The following is a 23,726-nucleotide window of genomic DNA, read 5'->3' on the forward strand; positions in this document are numbered from 1 at the left end:
CCCCTGATGTCCCCGATTCGCACCACCCTGCGCCGCGCCGGCCTTGTCGCCGCCCTCACCACGGCCGGTGTCCTGACCGCCGCGGGCGCCGCCTTCGCGCATGTGACGGTCCACCCCGAGACCTACGCCAAGGGAGCCACGGACGGTGTCCTCACCTTCCGCGTCCCCAACGAGGAGGACACCGCAAGCACCACGAAGGTGCAGGTCTTCCTCCCGACGGACCACCCGGTCCTCGGTGTGCTCGTCACCCCTCAGGAGGGCTGGACGGCGCAGGTGACGACCACGAAGCTCAAGACCCCCGTCAAGACCGACGACGGCACCATCACCGAGGCCGTCTCGGAGATCACCTGGACCGGCGGCCGGATCCGGCACGGCCAGTACCAGGACTTCAACGTCGCCTTCGGCCAGCTGCCCGACGACACCGACCAGTTGAGCTTCAAGACCCTGCAGACCTACTCGGACGGCAATGTCGCCCGCTGGATCGAGGAGGCGCAGAAGGGTGCGGAGGAGCCGGAGAACCCGGCGCCGGTGCTCACCCTGACCGCCAAGGACGCGAAGACGGGTACCGACGGGACCTCGGCGTCGGGCTCCGCCTCGTCCTCGTCGTCGAGCTCGGCGCCGGCCGTCGCGGCCGACTCGACTTCGAGCAGTGACTCCACGGCCCGTGGCCTGGGCATCGCCGGACTGGTCGTGGGCGTCCTCGGCCTGGCCGCGGCCGGCTACGCCCTCGCGCGCGGCCGGAGCGCCCGCTCCGAGTAGGCGAGCAGCCTCTCACCGGTTCTCACCTGCTCTCACCGGCTCTCACCGGATTCCATCGGCTCTCACCGGCCGATGACCGTCCGCTGAGCGGTTGCCGTCCCGCCGACCTCGTCCTCCGTCGGCGGGACGGACCGCCCACCAGCTCGATCGTGAACATCGCGCGTCCGAAGCGAGTTGAGCCCGCGCATGAGTGGGGCGTGAGAAATTTCCGTACCCTCCCATGACGCCTGTTGCCCGGATGCGAGGATGAGCCCGCCATGACTGCTGGGTGGTGTTCTCGCACGGTACGGGCCGCGGTGTTCGCGGTCGTCTGTGTGCTGCTCGCCGCCCTGGGGCACGTGATGATGTCCGGCGGCACCGTGCCCTGGTGGGCTTTGGGCGTCTCGGGCGCGGCGATCGGCGGCGCGGGCTGGTGTCTGGCCGGCCGGGAACGCGGACTGCCCCTGATCGTGTCCGCCGTCGTCGGGGCGCAGGCGGTACTCCACTCGGTGTTCTCGCTCGCGCAGTCGTCGGGATCCCTGGGAGTGTGGGGCGCGGCGGCCTCGGTCTTCACCGGCCACGACATGAACTCCATGCCCACGGGCCCCATGTCCATGAGCTCCGTGCCCCCGAACTCCGTGTCCATGGACTCGACACGCATGGACGCCATGGACATGGGCGCCATGGATCACATGGGGCACGCGGCGGACGGCACGTCGTCCTCGCTCGGCATGCTCGCCGCCCACCTGCTGGCCGCCCTGCTCTGCGGCCTCTGGCTCGCACACGGAGAACGCGCCGTCTTCCGTGTCCTGCGGGCCCTCGCCGGCCTGCTGGCAGCCCCGCTGCGGCTGCCGCTCGCGCTGCCCGCGCCGGTGAGCCGCCCACGTCCGCGCGTCCGCCGCGACCGCTCCGCCCGCGCGCCGCGCAGGCTCCTTCTCGTCCACGCGATCACTTCTCGGGGTCCGCCCGCCGGGACCGCTGTCGTCTGAAAGACAGCCGGTTCCCCGAGGCCGCCCCTGTGCGCCCCGGGCCTCGGCCGTACGTCCTCGTGCGGTCGGTTTCGCTCACCGGACCCTCGGGCCGCCCTCGCGCGCCGGGTCCCGGATGACCCGAGAAGGACACCAGGTGACCACTCCTGCCCTGCCCACCTCACGTGACGCGTCGCTGACCGCCTGGGCGCTGGCCGCCCGCGCCGGTGACCCCGACGCCGTCGACCAGTTCGTCCGCGCCCTGCACCGTGACGTACGCCGTTACGTCACCTATCTCGGCGCGGACCCGCAGAGCGCCGACGACCTGGCCCAGGACACCTTCCTGCGCGCCCTCGGCAGCCTGCACCGCTTCGAGGGCCGCTCCTCGGCCCGTACCTGGCTGCTGGCCATCGCGCGCCGGGCCGTGATCGACAGTTTCCGCACCGCGGCGGCCCGGCCCCGGCTGGCCGACTCCGACGACTGGCAGCTCGCCGCCGAACGCGCCCAGCCACGCGGCCTGCCCGGCTTCGACGACGGGATCGCGCTCGACGAACTGCTGTCCGAACTGCCCGAGGAGCGTCGCGAGGCCTTCGTGCTGACCCAGCTCCTCGGACTGCCGTACGCGGAGGCGGCCCTGGTGAGCGACTGCCCCGTAGGTACGGTCCGCTCACGCGTGGCCCGTGCCCGCAGCGCCCTGATCGCCTCGCTGTCCGACGCCGAACGCTGTGGACTGGCCGAGCGGCGCGAGCTGGTCGGCGCGATGGCCTGACGGGCGCGGCCGGAAAGGGGCGCGGCCCCGGTCGCCTGGAGGCGGGCCGGGGCCGCGGTTCACGGAGTCGCCGTGCTGCGGTCACTCACTGTTGAGTTGCCAAGGTGCGGTGCCACTGTGCTCAGTTCTGCGCCGGTGCCTTCTTCTTACGGAGGAGGACCATCGCCGCTCCGCCGATCACGACCAGGGCGACGGCGATACCCGCCATGATCGGGGTCGCGCCGGAGCCACCGGTCTCGGCGAGGTTGGTGTCCCCGGTGGAGGCGGCGCTCGCCAGGGCCGGGCTGGGCTCACCGACCGTCTGGGTCGTGATGTCGCTCGCGCTGCCCTGTGTCTTGCAGTCGAGCATGCCGGTGAAGTGCTTCTCGAAACCGTTCGGACCCGTCAGCGTGAAGTCGTACGCCTGGTCCTCCTGCAGCGGGACCGTCACCGTCAGGGACTTGCCCGCCGCGACGGTGTGCTCGGCGCCCATCAGCTCGAAGGTGAACGGCGCGTCGACCGCGACGGTCGCCGTGACGTCCACGCCGCCCTTGGCGCAGTTCGTCGTGGCGGACAGCGCCGGTATCGCGCCCGCCTTGTCCCAGTTCGCTGTCGCCGTCGCCGAGACCGTGGACTCGCTGGAGCCCGCGAGGATCTGCGTCTGGCTGCGGGTCCCCGAGGCGAAGGCCCGGCCGACCGGCACGGTCGTCGACGCCTGCACGGTCAGCGCCGCCGAACCGTCCGTGGCGTCCTTCGGCACGTCGAAGTAGAGCCGGCTGCCGTTCGTCGCCGAGGTGATCGCCTTGCCGTCCTTGCCGACGACCTTCACCCCGCTGGCGGCGGCGTCCGCGGGCGGCGTCACCGTCACGCTGTCCGCGTCGCTGTGCACCGTGATCGGACCGAGTCTCTCGCCGGCGTGACCGGAGACCGCGGGCGGGTCGAGGGTCAGCGAGGCCTGGGGCTCCGCCACGTTCCGCGCGTTCTTCTGCAGGTAGTCGGCGAGCTTCTCCGCCTGCGGGTTCACCGCGTCCACGTCGGCGCCGTCCGAGTACCGCCAGATGGCCACCTGGGTGCCGGCCGCCGCGTCCTGCTCGGTGAGGCCCTGCGCACCGGCCATGTCGGCCAGCGCCGCGAGGTCGTTCACCTGCGGGTAGGAGTGCTGCAGGATCCAGCGGATCTTGCCGGCGTCCTTGTTGCCGTTCAGCGAGGTGCCGCTCCAGGAGGTCTCCTGGTACTGGGCGTCCCGCTGGGTCGGGTTGTGGAGGTCGATGCAGTACGTCTGCAGCATGCCGCCGCCGTCGACGGACATCTCGAACAGACCGGCGGACACCTGCTGGTCCACGCCGTTGTCATGGACCACCGCGGCCCCGTACGTCTTCAGACCGCCGATGGTCGCGGTCGCGCCGGCCTGACTCTGCGGGGCATCGTCGGCGACGGCCGCACCGGCGGTGGCCAGCGCCCCCGCGGCGACGAGCCCCGACACCAACGTCGCGGCGGCGAGGCGAGCGGCCCCTCGCCTGCGCGCGGACCACGCAGAGAACGAAGAAAACACAGAATTCCCCTTCGAGCAGGACCCGTTGACATGGGGGGACGGTCCCGCCAGCAGAATCAGAAGCCCCGTGAGCTATGCCCGGCATCCTAAGGACGTGGGCGCACCGCGTTTCCCGGTCCTGCCGTCGGATAGCCGATCCGAATCGGAATCGTTATCGGTCGGCGAGCCTGTGAGCTGCGCTTATCGACAAATCAATGGGTACTGTCCGGAACGCATTTGTCGATAAGCCGCAGTTCGGTCAGGTCGCCCGGTCAGGGCGGTTCCGCACCTGACGTCAGGTCACTCCGGCGGGTTCCGGCCGCTGTTGGGAGGCGTCCAGGGACCGACTCTCCGGTTCCGTCTCCCAGTTGGGCTCGGGCCGGTGGGACACGGTCGTGTCCCCTTCCTTGTTCGGGCGCCGGAAGGCCGAGGTGCCGCGCGAGAGGTCGTGGCCGATGGCCACCGCGTCGATGTCCGCCGACGTCCAGCTCTGTCCTTCGCGTACCTCGGTACGCACCTTCAACCTGCCCTGCACGATGACGGGATCGCCCACCGACAGCGATGCCCCCACGTTGGTGGCGAGCGCGCGGTTCGCCCACACGGTGAAGAAATTGGTGTGCCCGTCCGTCCAGGTGCTCTTCTCGCGGTCCCAGTACCGCGCCGTCACCGCCAGGCGGAACCTCGCCGACGCGCCGTTCGCCAACTCTCGGTACACCGGCTGCGTCGCCACGTTCCCCACCGCGCACACCATCGTCTCGTTCATGTCCGACCCCTCTCCCGTACGAATGCGTCTGTCGCGGCGAGCGCATGCGCTGTGTTCGCATGTGCTGTGTTCGCGTGCTCTGCGTTCACACGCTCTGCGTTCACACGCTCTGCGTTCGCATGCGCTGCGATCGCCGCGAGTTCAGACTGCCTTCGTCGGGCCGGGCTCGCTGAGCCCTGTGTGCTACCGGCCGGTTGTGGACAACCGCGTCACCCGATGGGGTGGAGGCGCTTGTGCCCGTGGAGTGTTTCCTCGTCATCCGACCGGCGCCGACGCCCCCGTGACCCGCCCGTACTGCTCCCGTACCTCCCGATACCGCAGCAGCTCCGCCGCCACCGGATCGAGTACCCGCGCCCTCCCGCACCCGGCGGCGGCCTCGCGCAGCCGCCGTTCCGCTTCGAGCCCGTACCGCCTGGCCGGTCCGCGCGCCGCCATCCTGCTGCCCCACTCGACGGCGGGGCCGCCGATGATGCCCGCCAGCATCAGCAGCACCGGCACCCCGAGGTTCGGCGCCATGAACCCGATGATCTGCCCCAGCAGCCACAGCCCGCCGATGATCTGAAGAATCGTCATCGAGGCCTGCGCGAGCACGGCGGCAGGCCACCAGCCGGGCCGCGGCGGCCGCCCCACCGGAGTCGTGGCGCGCGTCGCCATCTCGTCCAGTGCCTCCGGCAGCCCCTGCGCACCGCGCACGGCCGCCTCGCGCACCGCCTGGGCCCAGGGCGCGGGCAGCCCACGGGCCGCCCGGTCCGACACCGTACGCACCGCCTGTTCGACGCGCTGCCGGGCCGTGGCCTCCTCGTCCGCGGGTGCCCGTACCGACAGTCGGCCCGTCATCGGGTCCCCCCGGTCCTGGACCCAGCGCCACAGCCGCAGCCAGGGGGTGCCGCACGCGCGGTTGGCGTTGCGGCGCCACGCGCGCTCGGCCGCCTGGCCGGCCGCCGTGGCGCCCACGGCGTCCGCGAGCCGGTCCGCGAACTCGTCGCGCGCCTCCTCGCTGAGCCCGGTGCGCCGCCCGGTCGAGTAGACGGGACGCAGTCGCGTGGCGGCCGCGTCGAGATCGGCCGAAATTCGACGGGCGGCGGCGCCCCGCTCGGCCAGGAACTGGCCGAGCGACTCGCGCAGTTCGCCGATGCCGTCCCCGGTGAGCGCGGACAGCGCCATCACGGTCGCGCCCGGTTCGCCGTACTCGCCCAGTGCGATCCCGTCCTCGTCGAGCAGCCGTCGCAGATCGTCAAGGACCTGGTCGGCGGCCTCGCCGGGCAGCCGGTCCACCTGGTTGAGGACCACGAAGGTGACCTCCGCGTGGCCCGCCATGGGCCGCAGATACCGCTCGTGGAGCATGGCGTCCGCGTACTTCTCGGGGTCGACGACCCAGATGACCGCGTCGACCAGCGCCAGGATGCGGTCCACCTGTTCGCGGTGCTGGACGGCCGCGGAGTCGTGGTCGGGCAGGTCCACCAGGACGAGGCCGCGCAGTTGCGCCTCCGCCTCCGGGCTCTGCAGCGGACGTCTGCGCAGTCGTCCAGGGATGCCGAGCCGGTCGATGAGGGTCGCCGCGCCGTCGCTCCAGCTGCACGCGATGGGCGCCGCGGTGGTGGGCCTGCGCACGCCCGTCTCCGAAATGGCCACCCCGGCGAGCGCGTTGAAGAGCTGCGACTTGCCGCTGCCGGTGGCTCCGGCGATGGCGACGACGGTGTGCTCACCGGACAGCTTGCGGCGTGCCGCCGCCTCGTCGAGGACCCGGCTCGCCTCGGCGAGCGTCCCGCTGTCCAGCCGGGTGCGCGACAGCCCCACCAGCTCGCGGAGCGCGTCCAGCCGCGACCTCAGGGGTCCGTCGTACGCGAGCGGGGGCGGCGGGGCCTGTACGGCGGTCTTGGTCTCCAGGACCAGGGACGGGGCCGGTGCCTCCTGGCCGGTGGTCGTCTCGGACACGCGGCGGGCGATCAGCCCGTCGTCCCAGGCGGTCTCCGACTCGGCACGGGCGCAGGCGTCGTCGGTCTTCACACGTGTGTGCCCGGCGTCGTCCTTCACGCGTGTGTGCGCGCCGCCACGCGGGGCATCGGAGGTGACCTCCTGAGCCCTCTCGGCATCCTCCGTCTCCGCCTCCGCCCCCGCTTTTGCCTCGGCTTCTGTCTCCGCGTCCGCCTCGGCTTCGACCTCCGGCTTCGCCTTCGTCACGGACTCCATGACGGACTCCATGGAGGCTTCCCCGGCGGCCGGCTCGCCGTCCGCGGGCTCGCCGTCCGCGGCCTCCGTGGCGAAGGCCTCCGGGGAGTCGGCCTCGGAACGCGAGCCTTCAGGGCGGCCGTTTTCGGAACTTCCCTGGTCGGACGTGCCGTCTTCGGGGCAATCGTCTCCGGTGTGGTCGGCGTGATCCGTGTGGTCTGTGACGGCAGTCACCGCGGTCACCTCTCCTTCTGCAGTACGGACAGCGCGGCGATGAGTTCGGCCTGGGGCTCTGGATGTACGTCGAGGGCGTCGAGCGGGGCGAGACGGCGCTCGCGCTCGGTGTGCAGGGCCCTGTCGAGGTACTCGGCAAGGAGGCGCCCGCCTTTCTCTCGCAGCCGCAGGGCGCCGTGCGCGCCGAGCCGCTCGGCGAGCCCCTCGCCCGCGTTCCGTGCCCTGTGGCCGCCCAGGAGCGCGGTGGCCACCAGCGCGGCGACGACTTCGGCGTCCGGTGCCACGCTCTTGTCGAGGCGGCCGACCTCGTCCTCGGCGTACTCCTCCAGGACCCGCCGCCAACGCCGTACGGTCATCCCGATCCGGTGCTCGGCGCTCTCCAGCGTCGGATCACGGTCCGTCAGCCCCGGGGCACCCGAGGCTGGTTCGCGCCGCCAGGCGTCGTCCACGCGCTCGTCGGCGGCCGTGACAGCGCACAGCAGGAGTGCGGCCAGGCTCTCGACGAGCGAGTCGAGCAGTTCACCCGCGGTGCAGTCGAGTGGGTAGGCGCGCCATCGCTTGAGCGCGTCCCCGGAGAGCACGGCACCGGTTTGCAGACGCCCCTTCACGCGCGCGTGCTCGCTGTCGTACGCCCCGTCGACGGCGGCGGTGAGCCGCAGTGCCGCCGCGTACTGCGCGGCGGCCGCACTGGCGAGCTCGGGCATTCGGGCCTTGAGCGAGTCGAGGACTCCTTGGGCCGTACGGGCCATCGCCGCGTGCCGGGCTCCGGGGTCCTGGGTCTGGTGGACGAGCCATGTGCGCAGCGGCGCGACGGCCGTGGCCGGCAGCAGGCCGCCGCCCCACGCGGACTCGGGCAGTTCCGGCACGGTGAAGCGGGGCACCTCGCCGAGCCCCGCCTTGGTGAGCAGGGCGCCGTACTGCCGCGAGACCTCGGACACCACCTGGTGGGGCACCCGGTCGAGAACGGTGACCAGGGTCGCCCTGTGCTCCTTGGCGGTACGCAGCAGGTGCCACGGCACGGCGTCGGCGTACCGCGCGGCCGTGGTCACCATGACCCAGATGTCGGCGGCGCAGATCAGTTCGGCGGCGAGTACGCGGTTGTCGGCCACCAGGGAGTCGATGTCGGGCGCGTCGAGGAGGGCGAGGCCCCGGGGGAGGGTGTCGGCGGTTTCGATGCGCAGTACCCGTTCCCCGCGCTCCATGAGGGACTGGAGGTCGTCGCCGGGTTCCTGGTGGGGCACCCATGCGCGCGTGAGGTCGGGCAACACCCGCATTCCACTGAACCAGTGATGGTCCTCCGGGTGGCACACCAGTACCGGCGTCCGGGTCGTCGGCCGCAGTACGCCGGCCTCGCTGACCCGGCGTCCGACGAGGGAGTTGACGAGAGTGGACTTCCCCGCCCCCGTCGACCCGCCGATCACGGCGAGGAGTGGTGCTTCGGTTTCCCTCAACCGGGGCACCAAGTAGTCGTCTAGTTGTGCGAGCAGTTCGTCGCGATTGGCACGCGCGCGTGGAGCCCCCGCCAGGGGCAGCGGGAAGCGTGCGGCGGCGACACGGTCGCGCAGGGCGGAGAGTGCGTCGAGCAGCTGAGGCCGTACGTCCAAGGTCACCACATGTGAAGAATGCCCAATTTTGGAGGCTTTCTGAAGCATATGACTATGTCTGCGCGCCGACAGGACACAGGGGGCGGAAGGGACGACTGGGGCGCAGGCATAACGAGTGCACAACACCCGATGCGCGAGACGCCAAAAGCGGTGCACGATTCGTACCTGCCTGCGATTATCAGGACCGCTTCACTGAACCTCCACATTGAGCCACGGAGGCGAAGCACCAGGGACAAGGACCCGGGAGCCCTATCCTTGTCCCCGGCAAGGTCACGGATCAGCCCACACCCGGGCACCACGAAACCGGCCACCACACCTGGCCCCCGTAGCTCAGTGGATAGAGCAGGCGCCTTCTAAGCGCTTGGCCGCAGGTTCGAGTCCTGCCGGGGGCGCCACTGAGAGCCCTCCCATCGGGAGGGCTTTTTTGCCGGTCAGGGCGGGTGCCGCTCGACACGGCGAAGCCCCGGACACTCCCCCCGACGATCAAGATGAGGTTCCGGGGCTGTCCGGCTTTCACCGGGTTTTCGCGCGTGGCCGTGTCGAATACGTGTCGAAGTTCTCGGCGAGAAGCCTCAGTGTGCGAACGTACCTCCAGCGAGTCCACGGCGGTCTCGTGGCTCACACCCGACGAGGTCAGTGAGTGCATGTCCGAGGCTTGCGCCATCAGCGCCCCCCGGGCCGTTCTGGGTCCGTGAGAGGGCGCTCAATGGCGACCACCGTCGACAGCAGGGCGGGGCGTTGACCGACTGGGCGGCCGCAGGACACGGCCGCCGGTGATCAGTTGTCGGCTACTGGTCGCGCCCGCCGCCTACGGCCCGCCGTCGAAGAAGCCGGACTTCAGGTCCGCGACGACGGCGTCGAGTGGATGCCCACTGACGATGAACGGTCCGCTCCAGGGCGCGCTGAGTGCGAAGAGCAACGCCAGGCTCAGCCCGACCACACTCGCAACACCTACGATCAGCAGCGATGTTCGCAGGCTGCTGCGGAAGACCAGTGCGCCGGAGTTCACGATCAAGGCCAGTCCGCTGACCACAAGCGTGACGACGTAGAGCGCGGGAACGTCGCGCGAGGCGGCCGCAACGCGGGCGCGACGACTACTGGTGACACCGTCCATGGAAACCACCAACTCCGTGCCTGTCGGGGTTCCCACCTCGGGCCGGGCCGCCTCGGCGCGCACACTCCGCTCCAGCCGTGCGATCGCGTGAGCGGTGGCGGGGTCGTCACCGGACGCCGCTGCTGTGGCCTCCCACTCCCTGGCACGCGTGGTCTGCAAGTAGTCCAGCAGTGCCGCATGGATCGGCTCCGACTGGACTCGCGGACTTGTCGCCGCCCATGCCAGGCGGGAGGCCGCTGCCGCCTCGTCGCTCACCAACCCCTCGGCTGCGCGCAGGTAGCCGGCCTCGCTGGCCAGTGTGAGTGCCGCAAAGATCGCGAAGGCGGCGCCGAGTGTCGGCATCAGGGGCGTGGCGATCTGCGGCACCCGATCCCGTTCCTCGACCGGTACGAGCGCCCGGACTCCGATCCGCGCCACGGCCGCGACCAGCAAGGCCAGTAAGAGCCCGCCCACAACCAGCACCACCGCCGGCAGCGAGGTCAACCAGTTCACCACATCACCTACAGCGTGTTACCGCGAGCGCCCCGCGACGGCGGCACATCGGCCCCCGCGACCTGGAGTTCCCCGTCGATCACTTTTAATGAACGCTCCATGATCACAGGTCGAAGATCTTTGACGCTCGCGACGCCCGGCACGGCATCTCTTTTCGTTGGCCTAACAGCCGAATACGCCAAGTACGAGGCTGTACTGACAACGACCGCCGCGCCCGTCTAGCTTTCTGCCCCGGCACCCGCCTTACCAGGAGGTGATCGCGGCTGGTGGCTACGCGGAGCACGTCTCGCGGGGCTCCGGTCAGGTCCTTCGTCAGAAGCCGCATGTCCTCCGGGCACGCGTGCTCGTCACCGAGGGTTTCCGTGGCCTGCGTCAGCAGTTCGGCCGCTGTCCAGAGTCGCCCGATTCGCTAGTTCGGCCGCCGTCCCGAGTTGCACCGATTCGATGTTGTCGGCCAGGCGGGACATGTAGCCGCTCAACCACCGGCCCGGAAACGGCCATCAGGGCTGATCCGCCTCATTGTGTTAGGCGCCATAACCGCGTGACCACGTCGACGCACAGCGGCGGACGAGCGTGGACGACTGCGGACCATCGCAGCAGGGGAGACGAACATCGGCCGGAGGTCGGGCGCCCGCCCAAGCTGCTTCGGGACGAAGAGGTCGTGGGTTCGAATCCCGCCGTCCTGACTCGGAAAGCGGCAGGTCAGGGCCGGTTTCTCGCCAAGGGAGACCGGCCCTGACCGCGTTCCTGGGGTGCTCGGGGGTGTCAGCTGGGCTCCACCCGGTCAGGGAAAGGCACGACACCCCCATCGCTGTCTGCCGAAGCCTGTTCCTTACTTTGTCTTACGTCAGTAGTCATATAATGCGCCGGTTACTGGCGGACCCCCGAAGGGCTACGGCGAAACCCCATGTCTTTGCCAGGCATACGGGCGGTGGTGACACCCCTCCCCAAACGCCTCGACTCCCTCACGAGCCTGCGCTTCTTCGCGGCCTTCGCGGTCTTCACCACCCACTTCACCGGGAGCGGCGGCAAGACCGGACTGGGACGGGCGCCGTTGATCTTCCCCTACGCGCAGTTCGGCGGAAACGGCGTCACCCTCTTCTTCGTTCTGTCCGGTTTCCTGATGATCTGGGTCTTCAAGCCGAACGAGCACCCAGGCGCCTTCTACTGGCGCCGCGTGGGCCGGATATGGCCCGCCCACCTGGTCGCCCTGCTGCTGGGCACCTACGCCTACTACACGGCGGCGCACCTCGCGATCAGCTGGCCCAGCCTGATCTCCTCCGCCTTCCTGGTGCAGACCTGGTCCCCGAACGTCACCCCGGCCCTCCCCGGGAACGAGGTCACCTGGACGCTCAGCGTCGAACTGCTCTTCTACGCCCTCTTCCCGCTGCTGGGCCGGATCGCGGTCAGGCTGCGTACCCGCTGGCTCGGGTTGGTCACGGCAGGCGGACTGGTGGGAATGTGGGCCGTGGACTGGTACGCCACCACCCACTACTCGCCCGCCCACGCGGCCTGGGTGATGCGCCACCCCGTGGTCTACCTGCCGGAGTTCCTGCTCGGCATGACGCTCGCGCTCGCGGTCAAACGCGGCTGGCGGCTGCCGCTGCACCCCTCGCTGCCGGTGGTGCTGCTGGCGGCCTACGTCTACTGCTACTACCTGGGCCAGGCCCGGTTGCCGGCGGGGGCCGCCGCGCAGCTCGACTATCTGGTGCGGCCGGTGGTCGCGGTCCTGGCCGCACTGATCATCCTCGCCTTCGTCCAGCGCGAGGTCCGCGGACTGCGCGGCGTACTCAACGCCAAGCTGATGGTCCAGCTCGGCCTGTGGTCGTACTGCTTCTACCTCCTGCACCACTCGATCAGCCGGCTGGCCATCTACCAGTGGGGCCGCATGCCCGACAACAACGGCACGCTGTTCGCGCTGGTCGGTATGTGCATGGTCGTCATCGTGCTGGCCTGGGCGTTGTACTCCGTGGTGGAGGAGCCCGCGGAGAAGTGGTGGCGGCGGCACACTCCGCAGCGGTGGCTGCGGCAGGGCCCGCCCGACGGGCGAACAGTGGCGGTTTCGCCGTCTCGTCGGCCAGAGACCGAACCGCGCGAGCCGGTCGCCAACACGTCGTGAAGCCCCCTCATGATCGACCTTTGGCTCTTGACGTGTCAGTGTCGTGAGCTGCGCGGCGGATGATGCCGAAGGCCGACGCGGCGGTGGGCACGTGCCATAGCCGTGCCGCATCGTGCGGTCAATCACGGAGCCTTTTCCCACCTGTTCGCCGCGAGCGTGGTGCTCGGCTGGTCATGCACCTTCGGTGTCAAGTCGCTCCGCGGACTGGAGCAGGTACTCGGGCAGTTTTGAACTGGCCGCCAACACCTCGATGCCGATGAGGCGGCCCTGCTCGTCGAAGTCGAGGTTGATCATGCCGTCGACGTCCACCGGATCGCAGGGATACATGCGCGCGGACTTCACGCGGGCCTGCGGTTCGGTGAGGTATACGTACGCTGCGTTGACGGTCTTGTCGTAGGTGACTCTGACGTCTGTCACGGTGAGCGGTCTCCCTTGCTGTCATGGACGGTGGCGCTGTCCTTGTCCATGCCTCCGGCCGCAGCGATCTCAGGCTGCCGTGGCGAGGTGCAAGGCCAGGACGGCCTTGACGATGTCGGTGATGCGGGTGGTGCTGCAACGGAGTTTGCGCAGGAGCCGCCAACTCTTCAGGGTGGCGTGCTCCAGCGGCCCCGGTAAGGCACCCGGATCGTCTCCTGAGCTCCCTGATATCCCTTGTCGGCCCACGTCGGGATGCCGGCTTGGGTGAGAGCTTCGATGATGCCGTGGGTGCGTGCGGCCTTGATGTCGTGGACGGCACCTGGCAGGGCAGGTGAGGCCCAGAGCAGGCGCCCCAACGCGTCGGCGATGACCTGGACGTTCATGCCGTGGCGCTTGTGCCTTCCAGAGTAGTAGGGGCGGTCGGCGGCAATGCGGTCGATGCGCAGCAGGGCGATCCGGAAGCCGGCCGCGAGCTGGGCGTACGTGTGCCCGCAACGCAGATGGGCCAGCGCGAGCAGAGCCTGTCGGTCCGCGGTCAGGCGGCGCCGGCGCGTGCCGCGCTCACGCCGCCGGGCTCTCAGCACGTCGGACAGGTAGCGCAGGGTCGAGTTGGACAGATCGATCCCCGATGGGTAGACAAGCACGTGAAGCTCCGGGCGGACAGGTTGACCTTGGTCGACAACCCATCTGCCAGGAGCTTCACCTTTTCCTCAACACGGCCTTCAGCCAACCGACGTACTACGCAACCAGGTTGGAAAAGCCTCACGGTCAACGACGGTTCGCCGCAGTCGAGATCCACCGCTGAGCCGGGCCTTCACCGAACGCGGGGGTGACCTGCGCGACGGGGCCGTGTCGAAGGCGCCCCACCGTCAGCCGAACGCGGCCCCGCGCTGGGCGAAGCCGGGCCGTCCGAGACATCCGTGCCCATGGTGCAGACGAGGATTCAACTCCGCAGACCGGGGAAAATCCTACAGGGGTTTCGTGTCGCGAGGGGGGATCTTGAGCGCTCTGATCTTCGGCGTCATAGCTTCTGCAGCAGCCGTATTCTCGATCCTGTTTTCTGCCCGGCAAATTCGCCAACTGACGCAGCAAACAGCTGTCACCAACGGAATCGCAGCCGCATCAGCCATTTATAACAGCGTCGAAAGACTCCACAATGTCGGTACGCTCATCTTTCAGAATCCACGGCTGAATCGGTACTTCTTTCACGGTGCCGCGGTGCCGGAGCCCGGCGACGAGAGGGAGCAGGTCCTGACTCTGGCTCACATGTTCGCCGATGCTCTCGACTACGGCCTCATGATCAAATCGCTGGCCCCGGGGACGGGTGCGTACGATTGCTGGGATCATTACGTGACCGGAATGTTCGCATCGTCTCCTGCCATCCAACAAATTGTGCTCGATCACCCGTCCTGGTGGCCGACGTTGGCGCCGCACCTTCCGGCGCCGTCGCCGCCGGCCACTGTGCCGCCGGTTTGATTCGCTAGCTTTCGGCGTCGTAGACCACGGAGCCGCCGGCCACCGTGAGATGTACGCGTGCATCTGCGATGGGTGCCGCGTGTTCCGTGACGAATCCTGGGGCGAAAATATCGGTGTCCAGCAGTACAAGGTCGGCGCGGGCGCCCACCGCAATGTGGCCACCCTGGTCGTCGTGATTAACGTACGTGGAACCGGCGGTGAATGCGTCCAGGGCATCGTCCAGGCTGATGCGTTGTTCGGGGAGAAATGAGGGGTGGCCACGGTCCTGGGGTGAGGTTCTGGTGACAGCCACCTCGAGTTGCTCGAGAGGGTCCGCCGTGGTCACTGCCCAGTCGCTCCCCATGGCGAGTCGGGCTCCTGAGGCGAGTAACGCGGCAAACGGAAACTGCAGCTTGGCCCGCTCCGCTCCAAGGAAAGGGATTGTTAGACCATCTCTTTCGCTTGCGCTCTGCGCCCAGAATGTTTGGCAATTGGCGACAACGTCCAGTTCACCGAAGCGTGCTACGTCGTCCGGTTGGACCACCTGTACGTGGGCTACATGGTGGCGTCGATCGTTCTTTCCATTCGAGGAGCGGGCGCCGTAAATTGCATCGAGACTTTCTCGTACGGCGCGGTCTCCAATCGCATGAAAGTGGACCTGAAATCCTTGAGCATCGAGCTCGGTGACGGCGGCAGTCAATAGATCGCGATCCAGATACGTGACGCCCCGTTGGTCGTTATGGCCGCCACAGCCGTCACAGTACGGCTCCAACAGGGCTCCTGAAAAGTTTTCCAGTACACCGTCCGTCATAATCTTTACCGACGTGGGGAAAAATCCCGATCCCAAATGTGCCATGGGTGAGGAAATATCGAGTCCATGTTCTCGGCGCTCCAATAGATCAGGGAGCTGTTCCATTTCTCGTTTCCTGTCCCACCACAGAGCGCCGACGACTCGGGCTGTCAATCGCCCTTGAATGGCTAGTGACTCGTAGGCGGCTTGGGTGGCGGGGGTGACCCAGGCGTCCTGCCAGCCAGTGACGCCAAGAGAGTGCAGATGGCGCTGAGCATTCAGAATGGCTGCTTCCCATTCCTCATGTCCCGGCTGCGGAACAAAGTGGTCGTTGACCCAGTACGCCGCGCCTTCCTGCAAGGTCCCCGATGGGTCTCCGGTAATGGGGTCGCGCTCGATGCGACCGTCGACAGGGTCCGGGGTCTCCTTCGTGATGCCAGACACCTCAAGTGCCCGAGAGTTGAGCCATGCTCCGTGCAAATCTCCATTGAGTAGAAATACTGGCCGGTCAGGCACGACAGCGTCCAAGTCCTCCTTCCGTGGACATCCATGGGGGAAGTGTTCTGCCGCCCAACCACCACCAACGATCCATGAATCCGAACGATGCTGCTGGGCGTAGGCGGCGATCGCCTCGAGGTATGCGGATCGCCCCTTCACGTCATGAAGAGCGAGGCGTCGTCTGTCGAGGCCCGCGAAGGGCGCGTGCACGTGGCTGTCTTGGAATCCTGGAACAACCAGCCCGCCAGGTGACGTAATTACCCGAGTGCGAGGTCCGATCAGATCGCGAACGCTGGAAAAATCGTGCCCGATTGCGACGATTCTACCCCCGCTTACAGCTACCGACCCGGCCCAGTTCCCTCGACTGAGACGGACCCGAGCTCCAGTCAGAACAAGATCTGCGGTCGACCCGTGCATGCGTCCTCCAAGAGCGTTGGCCCTCGTATCGTGGCGTGCATCAGACCATTTGACACTCACAGTGAAGGCTTGGCTCTCCCTCTTGGTCGGGCGCAAGAAGCCTCCCACTCGGAGCAGATGTACGTCGATCGGCCGACAAGGTCAAGTCAATTGAAGGTGATGCAGGAAATGGCATGGAAGATAACCGCCGACAGCCGCTGAACGCAGCCGTGCAGGACGGGAAGACCGACCTCGGCGCGCTGCTCTTCCGCTGAGCATCCAGGTCCTCGCCGCCTGGGCCGTCACGCGCGCAGATGGGCCAGGACCGCGAGCACCCTGCGATGGGTCGCCTCGGCCGGAGGCAGGTCCAACTTGGTGAGGATGCTGCCGATGTGCTTGCCCACGGCCGCCTCGGACACCACCAGTTCGCGGGCGATCGCGCCGTTCGACCTGCCCTCCGCGACCAGTGCCAGGACCTCACGCTCACGCGGGGTGAGCCGCTCCAGTGGATCGCGACGCCGGCGCAGCAGTTGGCGTACGACTTCGGGGTCGACGACCGTGTCGCCGTCCGCGACCTCGCACAGGGCGTCCACGAACTCCTCGACCTGCCCCACCCGGTCCTTCAGCGGATAGCCGATCCCCGATCCGTCGCCGGTGTCCAGCAGTTCCGAGGCGTACGTCCGCTGCACGTACTGGCTGAGCACCAGGACCGGCAGCGTGGGCCGCTTCTCGCGCAGCCGCACCGCCGCGTGCAGCCCCTCGTCCTCGAACGCGGGGGGGCATGCGTACGTCCGTCACGACGATGTCGGGCACGGTGCTCCTCGACCGCGGCGACCAGAGCCGTGGCGTCCCCGACGGCCGCCACCACCTCGTGGCCGCAGCGGGGGAGCAGGCGACCTCGACGACGACTCCCTCATCGTCAACCGGGAGTGGCAGCGTCATACCGTGGGGGAGCGGGTGCGGGTGTGGCTCGCGGACGGCACGCGGAAGTCGCTGCGGATCGCCGCGGTGATGACCACCGGTACCGGCGACAACGGCGTGTACGTCACCGCGCGCAACGCCCCTGGCGCGACCGTCGACCGGGTCGACGTCGCCCTCGCCGCCGGTGCGGACGCGCACGCCGTGGCCGCCGCACCGCGTGCGGCGGTGCACAGCTCGGGCGGACAGGTCCTCACCAAGGACCAGTGGGTACGCGCGCGTCACCCCGAGACGAACCGGACGACCCGGCTCGGCCTCCTGCTGGTCCTGGGCATCGCCCTCCTCTACACCGGCATCTCCCTGGCCAACACCATGGTCATGGCGACCTCCGACCGGGTGCGCGCCCTGGCCGTGCTGCGCCTGGCCGGAGCCACCCGGTGGCAGGTCCTCCGGCTGGTGGGCGCCGAGGCGCTGACGGTCCTCACGGTCGGGGGAGTACTGGGACTCCTCGTCGCGGGGCTCAACCTGCTGGGCATGTGGGGCGCCCTGGGTCTGTTGTCGGCCCCGACCACGATCGAGATCCCCTGGACGGCCGTCGGCGCGGTCCTCGGCGCCTGCGCGGTGACGGCCGTCGTCTGGTCCGTCATCCCCGCCGCACTCGCCCTGCGGCGCCGGGCGGTGGAGTCGGCGGCCGTCCGGGAGTGACGCCAGTGCCCTCCCGCACCGCTACGCGGAGGTCCGCGCGGTGGTCGCGGCGATGGTTTCCAGCGAGCTGATGAGCAGGTCCCACAGGCGCTCGGTGTGCAGCTTCGTCGCCACGGAGGTGTTCGCCGGGCCGGAGCGGCCGCGGAAGTCGGTGACCGTCATGCCGTAGGTCGCCGTACCCCGCAGCTCGACCTCGACATGGGCCGGCGTGACCTCCATCAGGCTCGGGTCGATGGCCCGGCCGACCGCGCACGCGTCGTGGATCGTGGCCATCGCGCCGTGCACCTTGCCGACGTTGGCGTTGTAGTGGTCGAGGAGGTCGACCACGAACCGGGACACCGGCGTGCCCAACGCCCCGATACGGGACAGCAGTTCAGGCGTGGCGGCGGCCTGCGCGGTCAGATCGAGGCCGACCATGGTCAGGGGCCAGCCCGCCGAGAAGACGACCGCGGCCGCCTCGGGGTCGGCGTGGATGTTGAACTCGGCCGCCGGTGTGATGTTGCCGCGGGTGTACGACCCGCCCATCAGGACGACCTCCTTGACCAGTTCGGCGATACGCGGCTCCCGCCGCAGCGCCAGCGCGATGTTGGTCAGGGGCGCGGTGGGGACGAGGGTGATCTCCCCGGGGTGGGCGAGGACCGTCTCGATGATCAGATCGACGGCGTGCCGGGGGTCGGCCTCCATGGCCGGAGGGATGAAGGCGGGGCCGTCCATCCCGGTCTCCCCGTGGATCTCGGCGGCGAGGGTCTGGTCGCGGACGAGGGGACCGCCGGCACCGGCCGCAACCGGTACCCCGCGCAGGCCGGCCAGGGTGCAGACCTGCCGGGCGTTCAGGGTGACCTTCTCGATGGTCTGGTTGCCCGCGACGGTCGTGAGGGCGACGATCTCGACGTCGGGGTTCCCGGCGGCGAGCAGGATGGCGATGGCGTCGTCGAGCCCGGGGTCGCAGTCGATGATGATCTTCTTGGGCATGGGCGTCCTTCGGGGTGGGACGGGGATGCGGGGATGCGGGGATGCGGACCGGATCACTGAAAACAGCATGCGCCAGTCCCACCCTGCCCCTGTCGGCCACACGCCACCCCTGCCGGCCCCACCCCGCCCCTGCCGCGAAGGCTCACCTCAGCGGATGCGAGGTCCTCCCCGACGCCTCGTCGATCTCGTCGTGCGCCTTGGTCAACAGCTTCATCGCCAGTTCGTTGAGCGCCCGCGCGCCCGCGACCTCCTCGCCGACTCTCGGCTGGTTGGAGTCGGAGGGGTGGCGGCTGGCGTACCCGTGAGCGCGTACCTCGTTCCCGTCGGGGAGCCGGAGGAGAGCGGCGGCACGGGTGCGATGGTCGTCCTCCTCGAACTCGATCTCGACGTGCCAGCCGGCGGCGGTCCGTGCCTGCGTCGCGGCCGGTTGCGACTGTGTCGTCTGTGTCATTGCGATCACCTCCGGGGCGGGCCCCAGCCCCTGGTTACGGGCCTCGGCCCCTCCTACCAGAGTGTGCTTCTTCCGCCGACTCCGCACGGGATGACGACCGACTTCGACAAGGAGTGACCGAACGACTACGAACCGCCCGCGCCGGGGCCGTTGGACCAGTGACGGGCCGGCTACCAGCGCCGTCGGTGAACGGCCAGGTCACGGCCCCCTGACCGAACGGGTTTCCTTCGAGGGGTAGCCGTCAGGCAAGATGGGGTGTATCTGCCCACTGCCGATTTCAAGCGTCCGGACGGTTTCTCTTGGCTGAGTTCATTTACACCATGCGCAAGACGCGCAAGGCGCACGGCGACAAGGTGATTCTCGACGACGTCACCTTGAGCTTCCTGCCGGGTGCGAAGATCGGTGTGGTCGGTCCGAACGGTGCTGGTAAGTCCACCGTTCTCAAGATCATGGCGGGGCTCGAGCAGCCCTCCAACGGTGACGCGTTCCTGTCGCCCGGCTACAGCGTCGGGATGCTGCTCCAGGAGCCCCCGCTCGACGAGTCCAAGACGGTTCTGGAGAACGTCCAGGACGGCGCCGCCGAGATCATGGGCAAGCTCAAGCGCTTCAACGAGGTCGCCGAGCTGATGGCGACCGACTACTCGGACGCGCTGCTGGACGAGATGGGCAAGCTCCAGGAGGACCTGGACCACGCCAACGCGTGGGACCTGGACGCCCAGCTGGAGCAGGCCATGGACGCCCTGGGCTGCCCGCCCGGCGACTGGCCCGTCACCAACCTCTCCGGTGGTGAGAAGCGCCGCGTCGCGCTGTGCAAGCTGCTGATCGAGGCACCCGACCTGCTGCTCCTCGACGAGCCCACCAACCACTTGGACGCCGAGTCCGTGCAGTGGCTGGAGCAGCACCTCGCGAAGTACCCCGGCACCGTCGTCGCCGTCACCCACGACCGGTACTTCCTCGACAACGTCGCCGGCTGGATCCTCGAGCTCGACCGCGGCCGCGCCATCGGCTACGAGGGCAACTACTCGACGTACCTGGAGAGCAAGGCCTCCCGCCTCAAGGTCGAGGGCCAGAAGGACGCCAAGCGCGCCAAGCGGCTCAAGGAAGAGCTCGAGTGGGTGCGGTCCAACGCCAAGGGGCGTCAGGCCAAGTCCAAGGCTCGTCTCGCTCGCTACGAGGAGATGGCAGCCGAGGCCGACAAGATGCGGAAGCTGGACTTCGAGGAGATCCAGATCCCGCCGGGGCCGCGCCTGGGCTCCATCGTCGTCGAGGTCAACAACCTCTCCAAGGCCTTCGGCGAGAAGGTCCTCATCGACGACCTCTCCTTCACGCTGCCGCGTAACGGGATCGTGGGTGTCATCGGCCCGAACGGCGCCGGCAAGACCACGCTCTTCAAGATGATCCAGGGACTCGAGACGCCGGACTCCGGCACGATCAAGGTCGGCGAGACCGTCAAGATCAGTTACGTCGACCAGAGCCGCGAGAACATCGACCCGAAGAAGTCGCTGTGGGCCGTCGTCTCGGACGAGCTGGACTACATCAACGTGGGCCAGGTCGAGATGCCGTCGCGCGCGTACGTCTCCGCCTTCGGCTTCAAGGGTCCCGACCAGCAGAAGCCGGCCGGCGTCCTCTCCGGCGGTGAGCGCAACCGGCTCAACCTCGCCCTCACCCTCAAGCAGGGCGGCAACCTGCTGCTCCTCGACGAGCCGACCAACGACCTCGACGTCGAGACGCTGTCCTCGCTCGAGAACGCGCTGCTGGAGTTCCCGGGTGCGGCCGTGGTCGTCTCCCACGACCGCTGGTTCCTGGACCGGGTCGCGACGCACATCCTCGCCTACGAGGGTGACTCGAAGTGGTTCTGGTTCGAGGGCAACTTCGAGTCGTACGAGAAGAACAAGATCGAGCGCCTCGGTGCGGACGCCGCGCGCCCGCACCGTGCCACCTACAAGAAGCTGACCCGGGGCTGATCGATCTTGCGGCACATCTACCGCTGCCCGCTGCGCTGGGCGGACATGGACGCGTACGGCCACGTCAACAACGTGGTTTTCCTCCGCTACCTGGAGGAAGCCCGTATCGACTTCCTGTTCCGCCCGGAGAAGGACTTCAAGCAGGGGTCCGTGGTAGCGCGCCACGAGATCGACTACAAGCGACAGCTGGTCCACCGGCACACGCCGGTGGACATCGAGCTGTGGGTGACGCAGATACGAGCCGCGTCGTTCACGATCGCCTACGAGGTCAAGGATCCGGACCAGGTCTATGTCACGGCCTCGACGGTGATCGTGCCGTTCGACTTCGAGACGCAGCGCCCGCGCCGGATCACGGCCGAGGAACGCGAGTTCCTGGAGTCGTACCGGGACGACGTGGACGAGGCCGTCGCGGCATGACCGTGAGCGCGCTGCACCTCACTGACGAAGGGGAGGCGGCGGACCTCGCCGCCTTCCTCGCCCGGCTGATCCACTACGACCGCGCCGCCGCCGTACGCCTCCAGGCGTCCGGCACCGCACTCGCGGTCTTCGGCCGGCCGCCGTCGTTCGAGGTCCTCGCGATCCGTACGGCGCGGCTCGCCAAGCCGTACGAGAACGGTCTCGACGTCACACTCGACGTGACCGTCTCCGCCGGTGAACTCCTGGAGTCCATCGACGAGTCGGCGGCCACCGTCGGCGTTCCCGGGGCCGTCACCGGGCCGCCGTGGGCCGGGGTCCTTCCGCCCCGCGGAGGCTGGCAGCCGGAGCCGGGACTGCCCGGGCCCGATGCCGTGCGCGCGATGGTCGCCACCGCGGTCGCCGAATTCCGGTCCCGTACGGGGGAGTTGGCGCCCGAGGCCCGTACCCGCGCCGAACTCGACCGCATCGGACGGGAGATCTGGTCCCGGCCGATCGGTGACACCGGCCTTCCGGTACGAGCCGCGCACGCGGCGCAGTCGCTCGGGTTCCTGCTGCCGGTGCGTCAGGCCGACCCGGGCGGGAGCCCGTTGGGGCTGTACTCGTCCGGAGCGTGGCTGCGACTGCGTACGCCCTACGGATCGATCGCCGTCCGCAGGGCGGGACTCGGGGCACTGGACGTCAGCGTCCGCTGATCCCCCGGGGGCGCTCTCAGCCGGCCGTGTTGATCATCGACGCCGCCGCGTACGTCAGGTAGTTCCACAGCGTGTGCTCGTGCTCCTCGGAGAGGCCGAGCTCGTCGACGGCCACCCGCATGTGCGCCAGCCAGGCGTCGTGCGCCGCCTGGTCGACGGCGAACGGGGCGTGCCGCATCCGCAGTCGGGGGTGACCGCGGTTGTCACTATACGTCGTCGGGCCGCCCCAGTACTGGATCAGGAACAGCGTGAAGCGCTCCTCGGCGGGGCCCAGGTCCTCCTCGGGGTACATGGCCCGCAGCAGCGGGTCCTCGGCCACTCCCTCGTAGAAACGGTGCACGAGGCGCCGGAAGGTCTCCTCGCCGCCGACCTGCTCGTAGAAGGTCTGCTCCTGAAGCGTGCCGCGCCGAATCTCTTTCACCTCACCATCGTCTCAGACCGGGTGACCGAGGACGCAAGGCTTAGGACCAGCGGTCCAGCGCCCCCAGCGACCTGGCGGCTCAGCGGGTGCGGCACTCGCCTCGCGGCCCGTCCCGCCGCACAGTGGAGGTATGAGCGCGCACGCTCTCGACCACGACCACGACCACGACCACGACCTCGACAACCTCGCCACCCTGGCGCGGGCTGCCCTGGTGCGTGAGATCGACCGGAGTGGGGCCTGGGCCGCCGACCCGGTGTGGCGGGCGGCGTTCGAGGAGGTCCCGCGCCACCTCTTCGTGCCGTACTACTACGTCGGTGCCGTGGGCGGCTTCGAGCGGGTGTGGGGCGAGGACCCCGACCCGGCCGGCCGTGAGCACTGGGTGCGCGGCGCCTACGCGGACGCCCCGCTGGCCACCCGGGTGCGCGACGGCGAGCTGGTCTCCTCCAGCAGCCAGCCGTCGCTGATGGCGATGATGCTGACCGCGCTGGAGGTACGGGAGGGGGACGCCGTCCTGGAGATCGGTGCCGGCACCGGCTACAACGCGGCGCTGCTCGCCCACCGTCTCGGCGACCGCCTGGTGACCACGGTCGACCTCGACCCGGAGATCACCGAGACCGCGCGCCGGCACCTGGCCACCGTCGGATACCACCCGACCGTCGTGACGGGGGACGGCGCCCGCGGGGTTCCCCAGCGCGCCCCGTTCGACCGGATCATCGCCACCTGCACGCTGACCTCGATCCCGCGGCCGTGGCTCGCGCAGTGCCGTCCCGGCGCCCGCATCCTGGCGCCGCTGGCCACCGGCCTGATCGCGCTGCGCGTCCGGGACGCCGGGCATGCCGAGGGGCGCTTCCTGCACACGCCGGCCTACTTCGTGCCCCTGCGCGGCGAGAGCCGGCCCGAGGAGTCGGAGCCGCAGGACCTTCGCGAGCTGCCGCGCCGGACCCGCGGCGACGAGCTGTTCCGGTTCCTGCTGACCCTGGCAGGGCCCGGCCTCGACCCGTACGAGGCGTACGGGCTGTGGGAGCGCGAGAACCGGCCCGTGCGCGAGCGGTACGGGGTCACGGTCGACGGCGCGGACGCCTGGGCGTGGCTGGACGACCCCGGGGGGCCGTACGCCTGGCCGCTGCCGTGACTCGTGCCGTGACCCCTG

At 69.2% G+C, this 23,726-nt stretch carries 20 protein-coding genes, 1 tRNA gene and 3 pseudogenes; 12 read left to right on the plus strand and 12 right to left on the minus strand.

Annotation, left to right across the window (positions count from 1 at the left end):
• Positions 1-6 precede the first annotated feature (6 nt).
• From ACIQTP_RS01735 to ACIQTP_RS01745, 3 genes are all read left to right on the plus strand, one after another.
• Positions 7-759, plus strand: coding sequence for a YcnI family protein (locus ACIQTP_RS01735; protein WP_403395255.1), 753 nt, complete (start codon positions 7-9; stop codon positions 757-759).
• Positions 760-1,016: 257 nt separating this feature from the next.
• Positions 1,017-1,727 (plus strand): hypothetical protein, encoded by a 711-nt coding sequence (locus ACIQTP_RS01740; protein WP_403395257.1) that lies wholly within the window; start codon positions 1,017-1,019, stop codon positions 1,725-1,727.
• A gap of 115 nt (positions 1,728-1,842) precedes the next feature.
• A complete protein-coding gene (locus tag ACIQTP_RS01745; protein WP_403395259.1) occupies positions 1,843-2,475 on the plus strand; it encodes a sigma-70 family RNA polymerase sigma factor in 633 nt (210 codons plus the stop codon).
• A gap of 121 nt (positions 2,476-2,596) precedes the next feature.
• Here the strand turns inward: ACIQTP_RS01745 and ACIQTP_RS01750 are convergent, their stop codons facing one another.
• The 4 genes from ACIQTP_RS01750 to ACIQTP_RS01765 all read right to left on the minus strand — a co-directional run bounded on the left by ACIQTP_RS01750 (position 2,597) and on the right by ACIQTP_RS01765 (position 8,764).
• Positions 2,597-4,006, minus strand: coding sequence for a Cys-Gln thioester bond-forming surface protein (locus ACIQTP_RS01750; RefSeq protein ID WP_403395260.1), 1,410 nt, complete (start codon positions 4,004-4,006; stop codon positions 2,597-2,599).
• 274 nt (positions 4,007-4,280) lie between these two features.
• Positions 4,281-4,748, minus strand: a complete 468-nt coding sequence (locus tag ACIQTP_RS01755) for a single-stranded DNA-binding protein (RefSeq protein ID WP_403395262.1) — start codon at positions 4,746-4,748, stop codon at positions 4,281-4,283.
• A 255-nt stretch (positions 4,749-5,003) separates the two neighbouring features.
• Entirely contained in the window at positions 5,004-7,151 is a 2,148-nt protein-coding gene (locus tag ACIQTP_RS01760) for a GTPase (RefSeq protein ID WP_403395264.1), read from the minus strand.
• A 5-nt stretch (positions 7,152-7,156) separates the two neighbouring features.
• The gene (locus ACIQTP_RS01765; protein WP_403395266.1) at positions 7,157-8,764 is read right to left on the minus strand and encodes a dynamin family protein; all 1,608 of its coding nucleotides are present in this window, start codon (positions 8,762-8,764) and stop codon (positions 7,157-7,159) included.
• Positions 8,765-9,074: 310 nt separating this feature from the next.
• Between ACIQTP_RS01765 and ACIQTP_RS01770 the strand changes: the two genes are divergently transcribed.
• Positions 9,075-9,150, plus strand: a tRNA-Arg gene (locus tag ACIQTP_RS01770).
• A gap of 186 nt (positions 9,151-9,336) precedes the next feature.
• Positions 9,337-9,420 (plus strand): annotated as a pseudogene (locus ACIQTP_RS01775) (NUDIX hydrolase); the annotation flags it as partial.
• A gap of 143 nt (positions 9,421-9,563) precedes the next feature.
• Here the strand turns inward: ACIQTP_RS01775 and ACIQTP_RS01780 are convergent.
• The gene (locus tag ACIQTP_RS01780) at positions 9,564-10,352 is read right to left on the minus strand and encodes a hypothetical protein (protein WP_403395267.1); all 789 of its coding nucleotides are present in this window, start codon (positions 10,350-10,352) and stop codon (positions 9,564-9,566) included.
• 916 nt (positions 10,353-11,268) lie between these two features.
• Between ACIQTP_RS01780 and ACIQTP_RS01785 the strand changes: the two genes are divergently transcribed.
• Positions 11,269-12,480 carry an acyltransferase family protein gene (locus ACIQTP_RS01785; protein ID WP_403395269.1) on the plus strand — a complete coding sequence of 404 codons (1,212 nt, stop codon included), beginning with the start codon at positions 11,269-11,271 and terminating at the stop codon, positions 12,478-12,480.
• A gap of 171 nt (positions 12,481-12,651) precedes the next feature.
• Here ACIQTP_RS01785 and ACIQTP_RS01790 read toward each other — a convergent pair whose 3' ends face one another.
• Both ACIQTP_RS01790 and ACIQTP_RS01795 read right to left on the minus strand, forming a co-directional pair.
• Positions 12,652-12,897: a DUF2283 domain-containing protein gene (locus ACIQTP_RS01790; RefSeq protein WP_010988952.1), complete on the minus strand. Its 246-nt coding sequence runs from the start codon at positions 12,895-12,897 to the stop codon at positions 12,652-12,654.
• Between the two features lie 69 nt (positions 12,898-12,966).
• Positions 12,967-13,541 (minus strand): annotated as a pseudogene (locus ACIQTP_RS01795) (transposase family protein).
• A 355-nt stretch (positions 13,542-13,896) separates the two neighbouring features.
• Here ACIQTP_RS01795 and ACIQTP_RS01800 point away from each other — a divergent pair.
• The gene (locus tag ACIQTP_RS01800; protein ID WP_403395271.1) at positions 13,897-14,373 is read left to right on the plus strand and encodes a hypothetical protein; all 477 of its coding nucleotides are present in this window, start codon (positions 13,897-13,899) and stop codon (positions 14,371-14,373) included.
• A 4-nt stretch (positions 14,374-14,377) separates the two neighbouring features.
• On the opposite strand, the gene ACIQTP_RS01805 is transcribed toward ACIQTP_RS01800, so the two are convergent.
• Entirely contained in the window at positions 14,378-16,057 is a 1,680-nt protein-coding gene (locus ACIQTP_RS01805; protein ID WP_403395273.1) for an amidohydrolase, read from the minus strand.
• Positions 16,058-16,338: 281 nt separating this feature from the next.
• Positions 16,339-16,928, minus strand: a pseudogene (locus ACIQTP_RS01810) (LuxR C-terminal-related transcriptional regulator).
• 53 nt (positions 16,929-16,981) lie between these two features.
• Here ACIQTP_RS01810 and ACIQTP_RS01815 point away from each other — a divergent pair.
• Positions 16,982-17,659, plus strand: a complete 678-nt coding sequence (locus ACIQTP_RS01815) for an FtsX-like permease family protein (RefSeq protein WP_403395274.1) — start codon at positions 16,982-16,984, stop codon at positions 17,657-17,659.
• 21 nt (positions 17,660-17,680) lie between these two features.
• On the opposite strand, the gene ACIQTP_RS01820 is transcribed toward ACIQTP_RS01815, so the two are convergent.
• Together ACIQTP_RS01820 and ACIQTP_RS01825 are read right to left on the minus strand one after the other, a co-directional pair.
• Complete coding sequence (locus tag ACIQTP_RS01820) at positions 17,681-18,631, minus strand: nucleoside hydrolase (RefSeq protein ID WP_403395276.1); 951 nt, start codon at positions 18,629-18,631, stop codon at positions 17,681-17,683.
• 142 nt (positions 18,632-18,773) lie between these two features.
• A complete protein-coding gene (locus ACIQTP_RS01825; RefSeq protein WP_402041657.1) occupies positions 18,774-19,082 on the minus strand; it encodes a DUF1876 domain-containing protein in 309 nt (102 codons plus the stop codon).
• A 299-nt stretch (positions 19,083-19,381) separates the two neighbouring features.
• Here ACIQTP_RS01825 and ettA point away from each other — a divergent pair, with 299 nt between their 5' ends.
• The 3 genes from ettA to ACIQTP_RS01840 are packed head-to-tail and all read left to right on the plus strand — an operon-like array spanning position 19,382 to position 22,155.
• Positions 19,382-21,046, plus strand: a complete 1,665-nt coding sequence (gene ettA, locus ACIQTP_RS01830; protein WP_075031883.1) for an energy-dependent translational throttle protein EttA — start codon at positions 19,382-19,384, stop codon at positions 21,044-21,046.
• A 6-nt stretch (positions 21,047-21,052) separates the two neighbouring features.
• The gene (locus ACIQTP_RS01835; RefSeq protein ID WP_329534131.1) at positions 21,053-21,463 is read left to right on the plus strand and encodes a thioesterase family protein; all 411 of its coding nucleotides are present in this window, start codon (positions 21,053-21,055) and stop codon (positions 21,461-21,463) included.
• Positions 21,464-21,465: 2 nt separating this feature from the next.
• Positions 21,466-22,155, plus strand: coding sequence for a hypothetical protein (locus ACIQTP_RS01840; RefSeq protein WP_403396067.1), 690 nt, complete (start codon positions 21,466-21,468; stop codon positions 22,153-22,155).
• A gap of 16 nt (positions 22,156-22,171) precedes the next feature.
• On the opposite strand, the gene ACIQTP_RS01845 is transcribed toward ACIQTP_RS01840, so the two are convergent.
• Positions 22,172-22,576, minus strand: coding sequence for a globin (locus tag ACIQTP_RS01845; protein WP_054231791.1), 405 nt, complete (start codon positions 22,574-22,576; stop codon positions 22,172-22,174).
• A 130-nt stretch (positions 22,577-22,706) separates the two neighbouring features.
• On the opposite strand from ACIQTP_RS01845, the gene ACIQTP_RS01850 reads away from it, so the two are divergent.
• The gene (locus ACIQTP_RS01850) at positions 22,707-23,708 is read left to right on the plus strand and encodes a methyltransferase domain-containing protein (RefSeq protein WP_403395279.1); all 1,002 of its coding nucleotides are present in this window, start codon (positions 22,707-22,709) and stop codon (positions 23,706-23,708) included.
• The last annotated feature ends 18 nt before the right edge of the window (positions 23,709-23,726 follow it).

The sequence above is a fragment of the Streptomyces sp. NPDC090798 genome (assembly GCF_044768965.1).
Classification (GTDB): domain Bacteria; phylum Actinomycetota; class Actinomycetes; order Streptomycetales; family Streptomycetaceae; genus Streptomyces.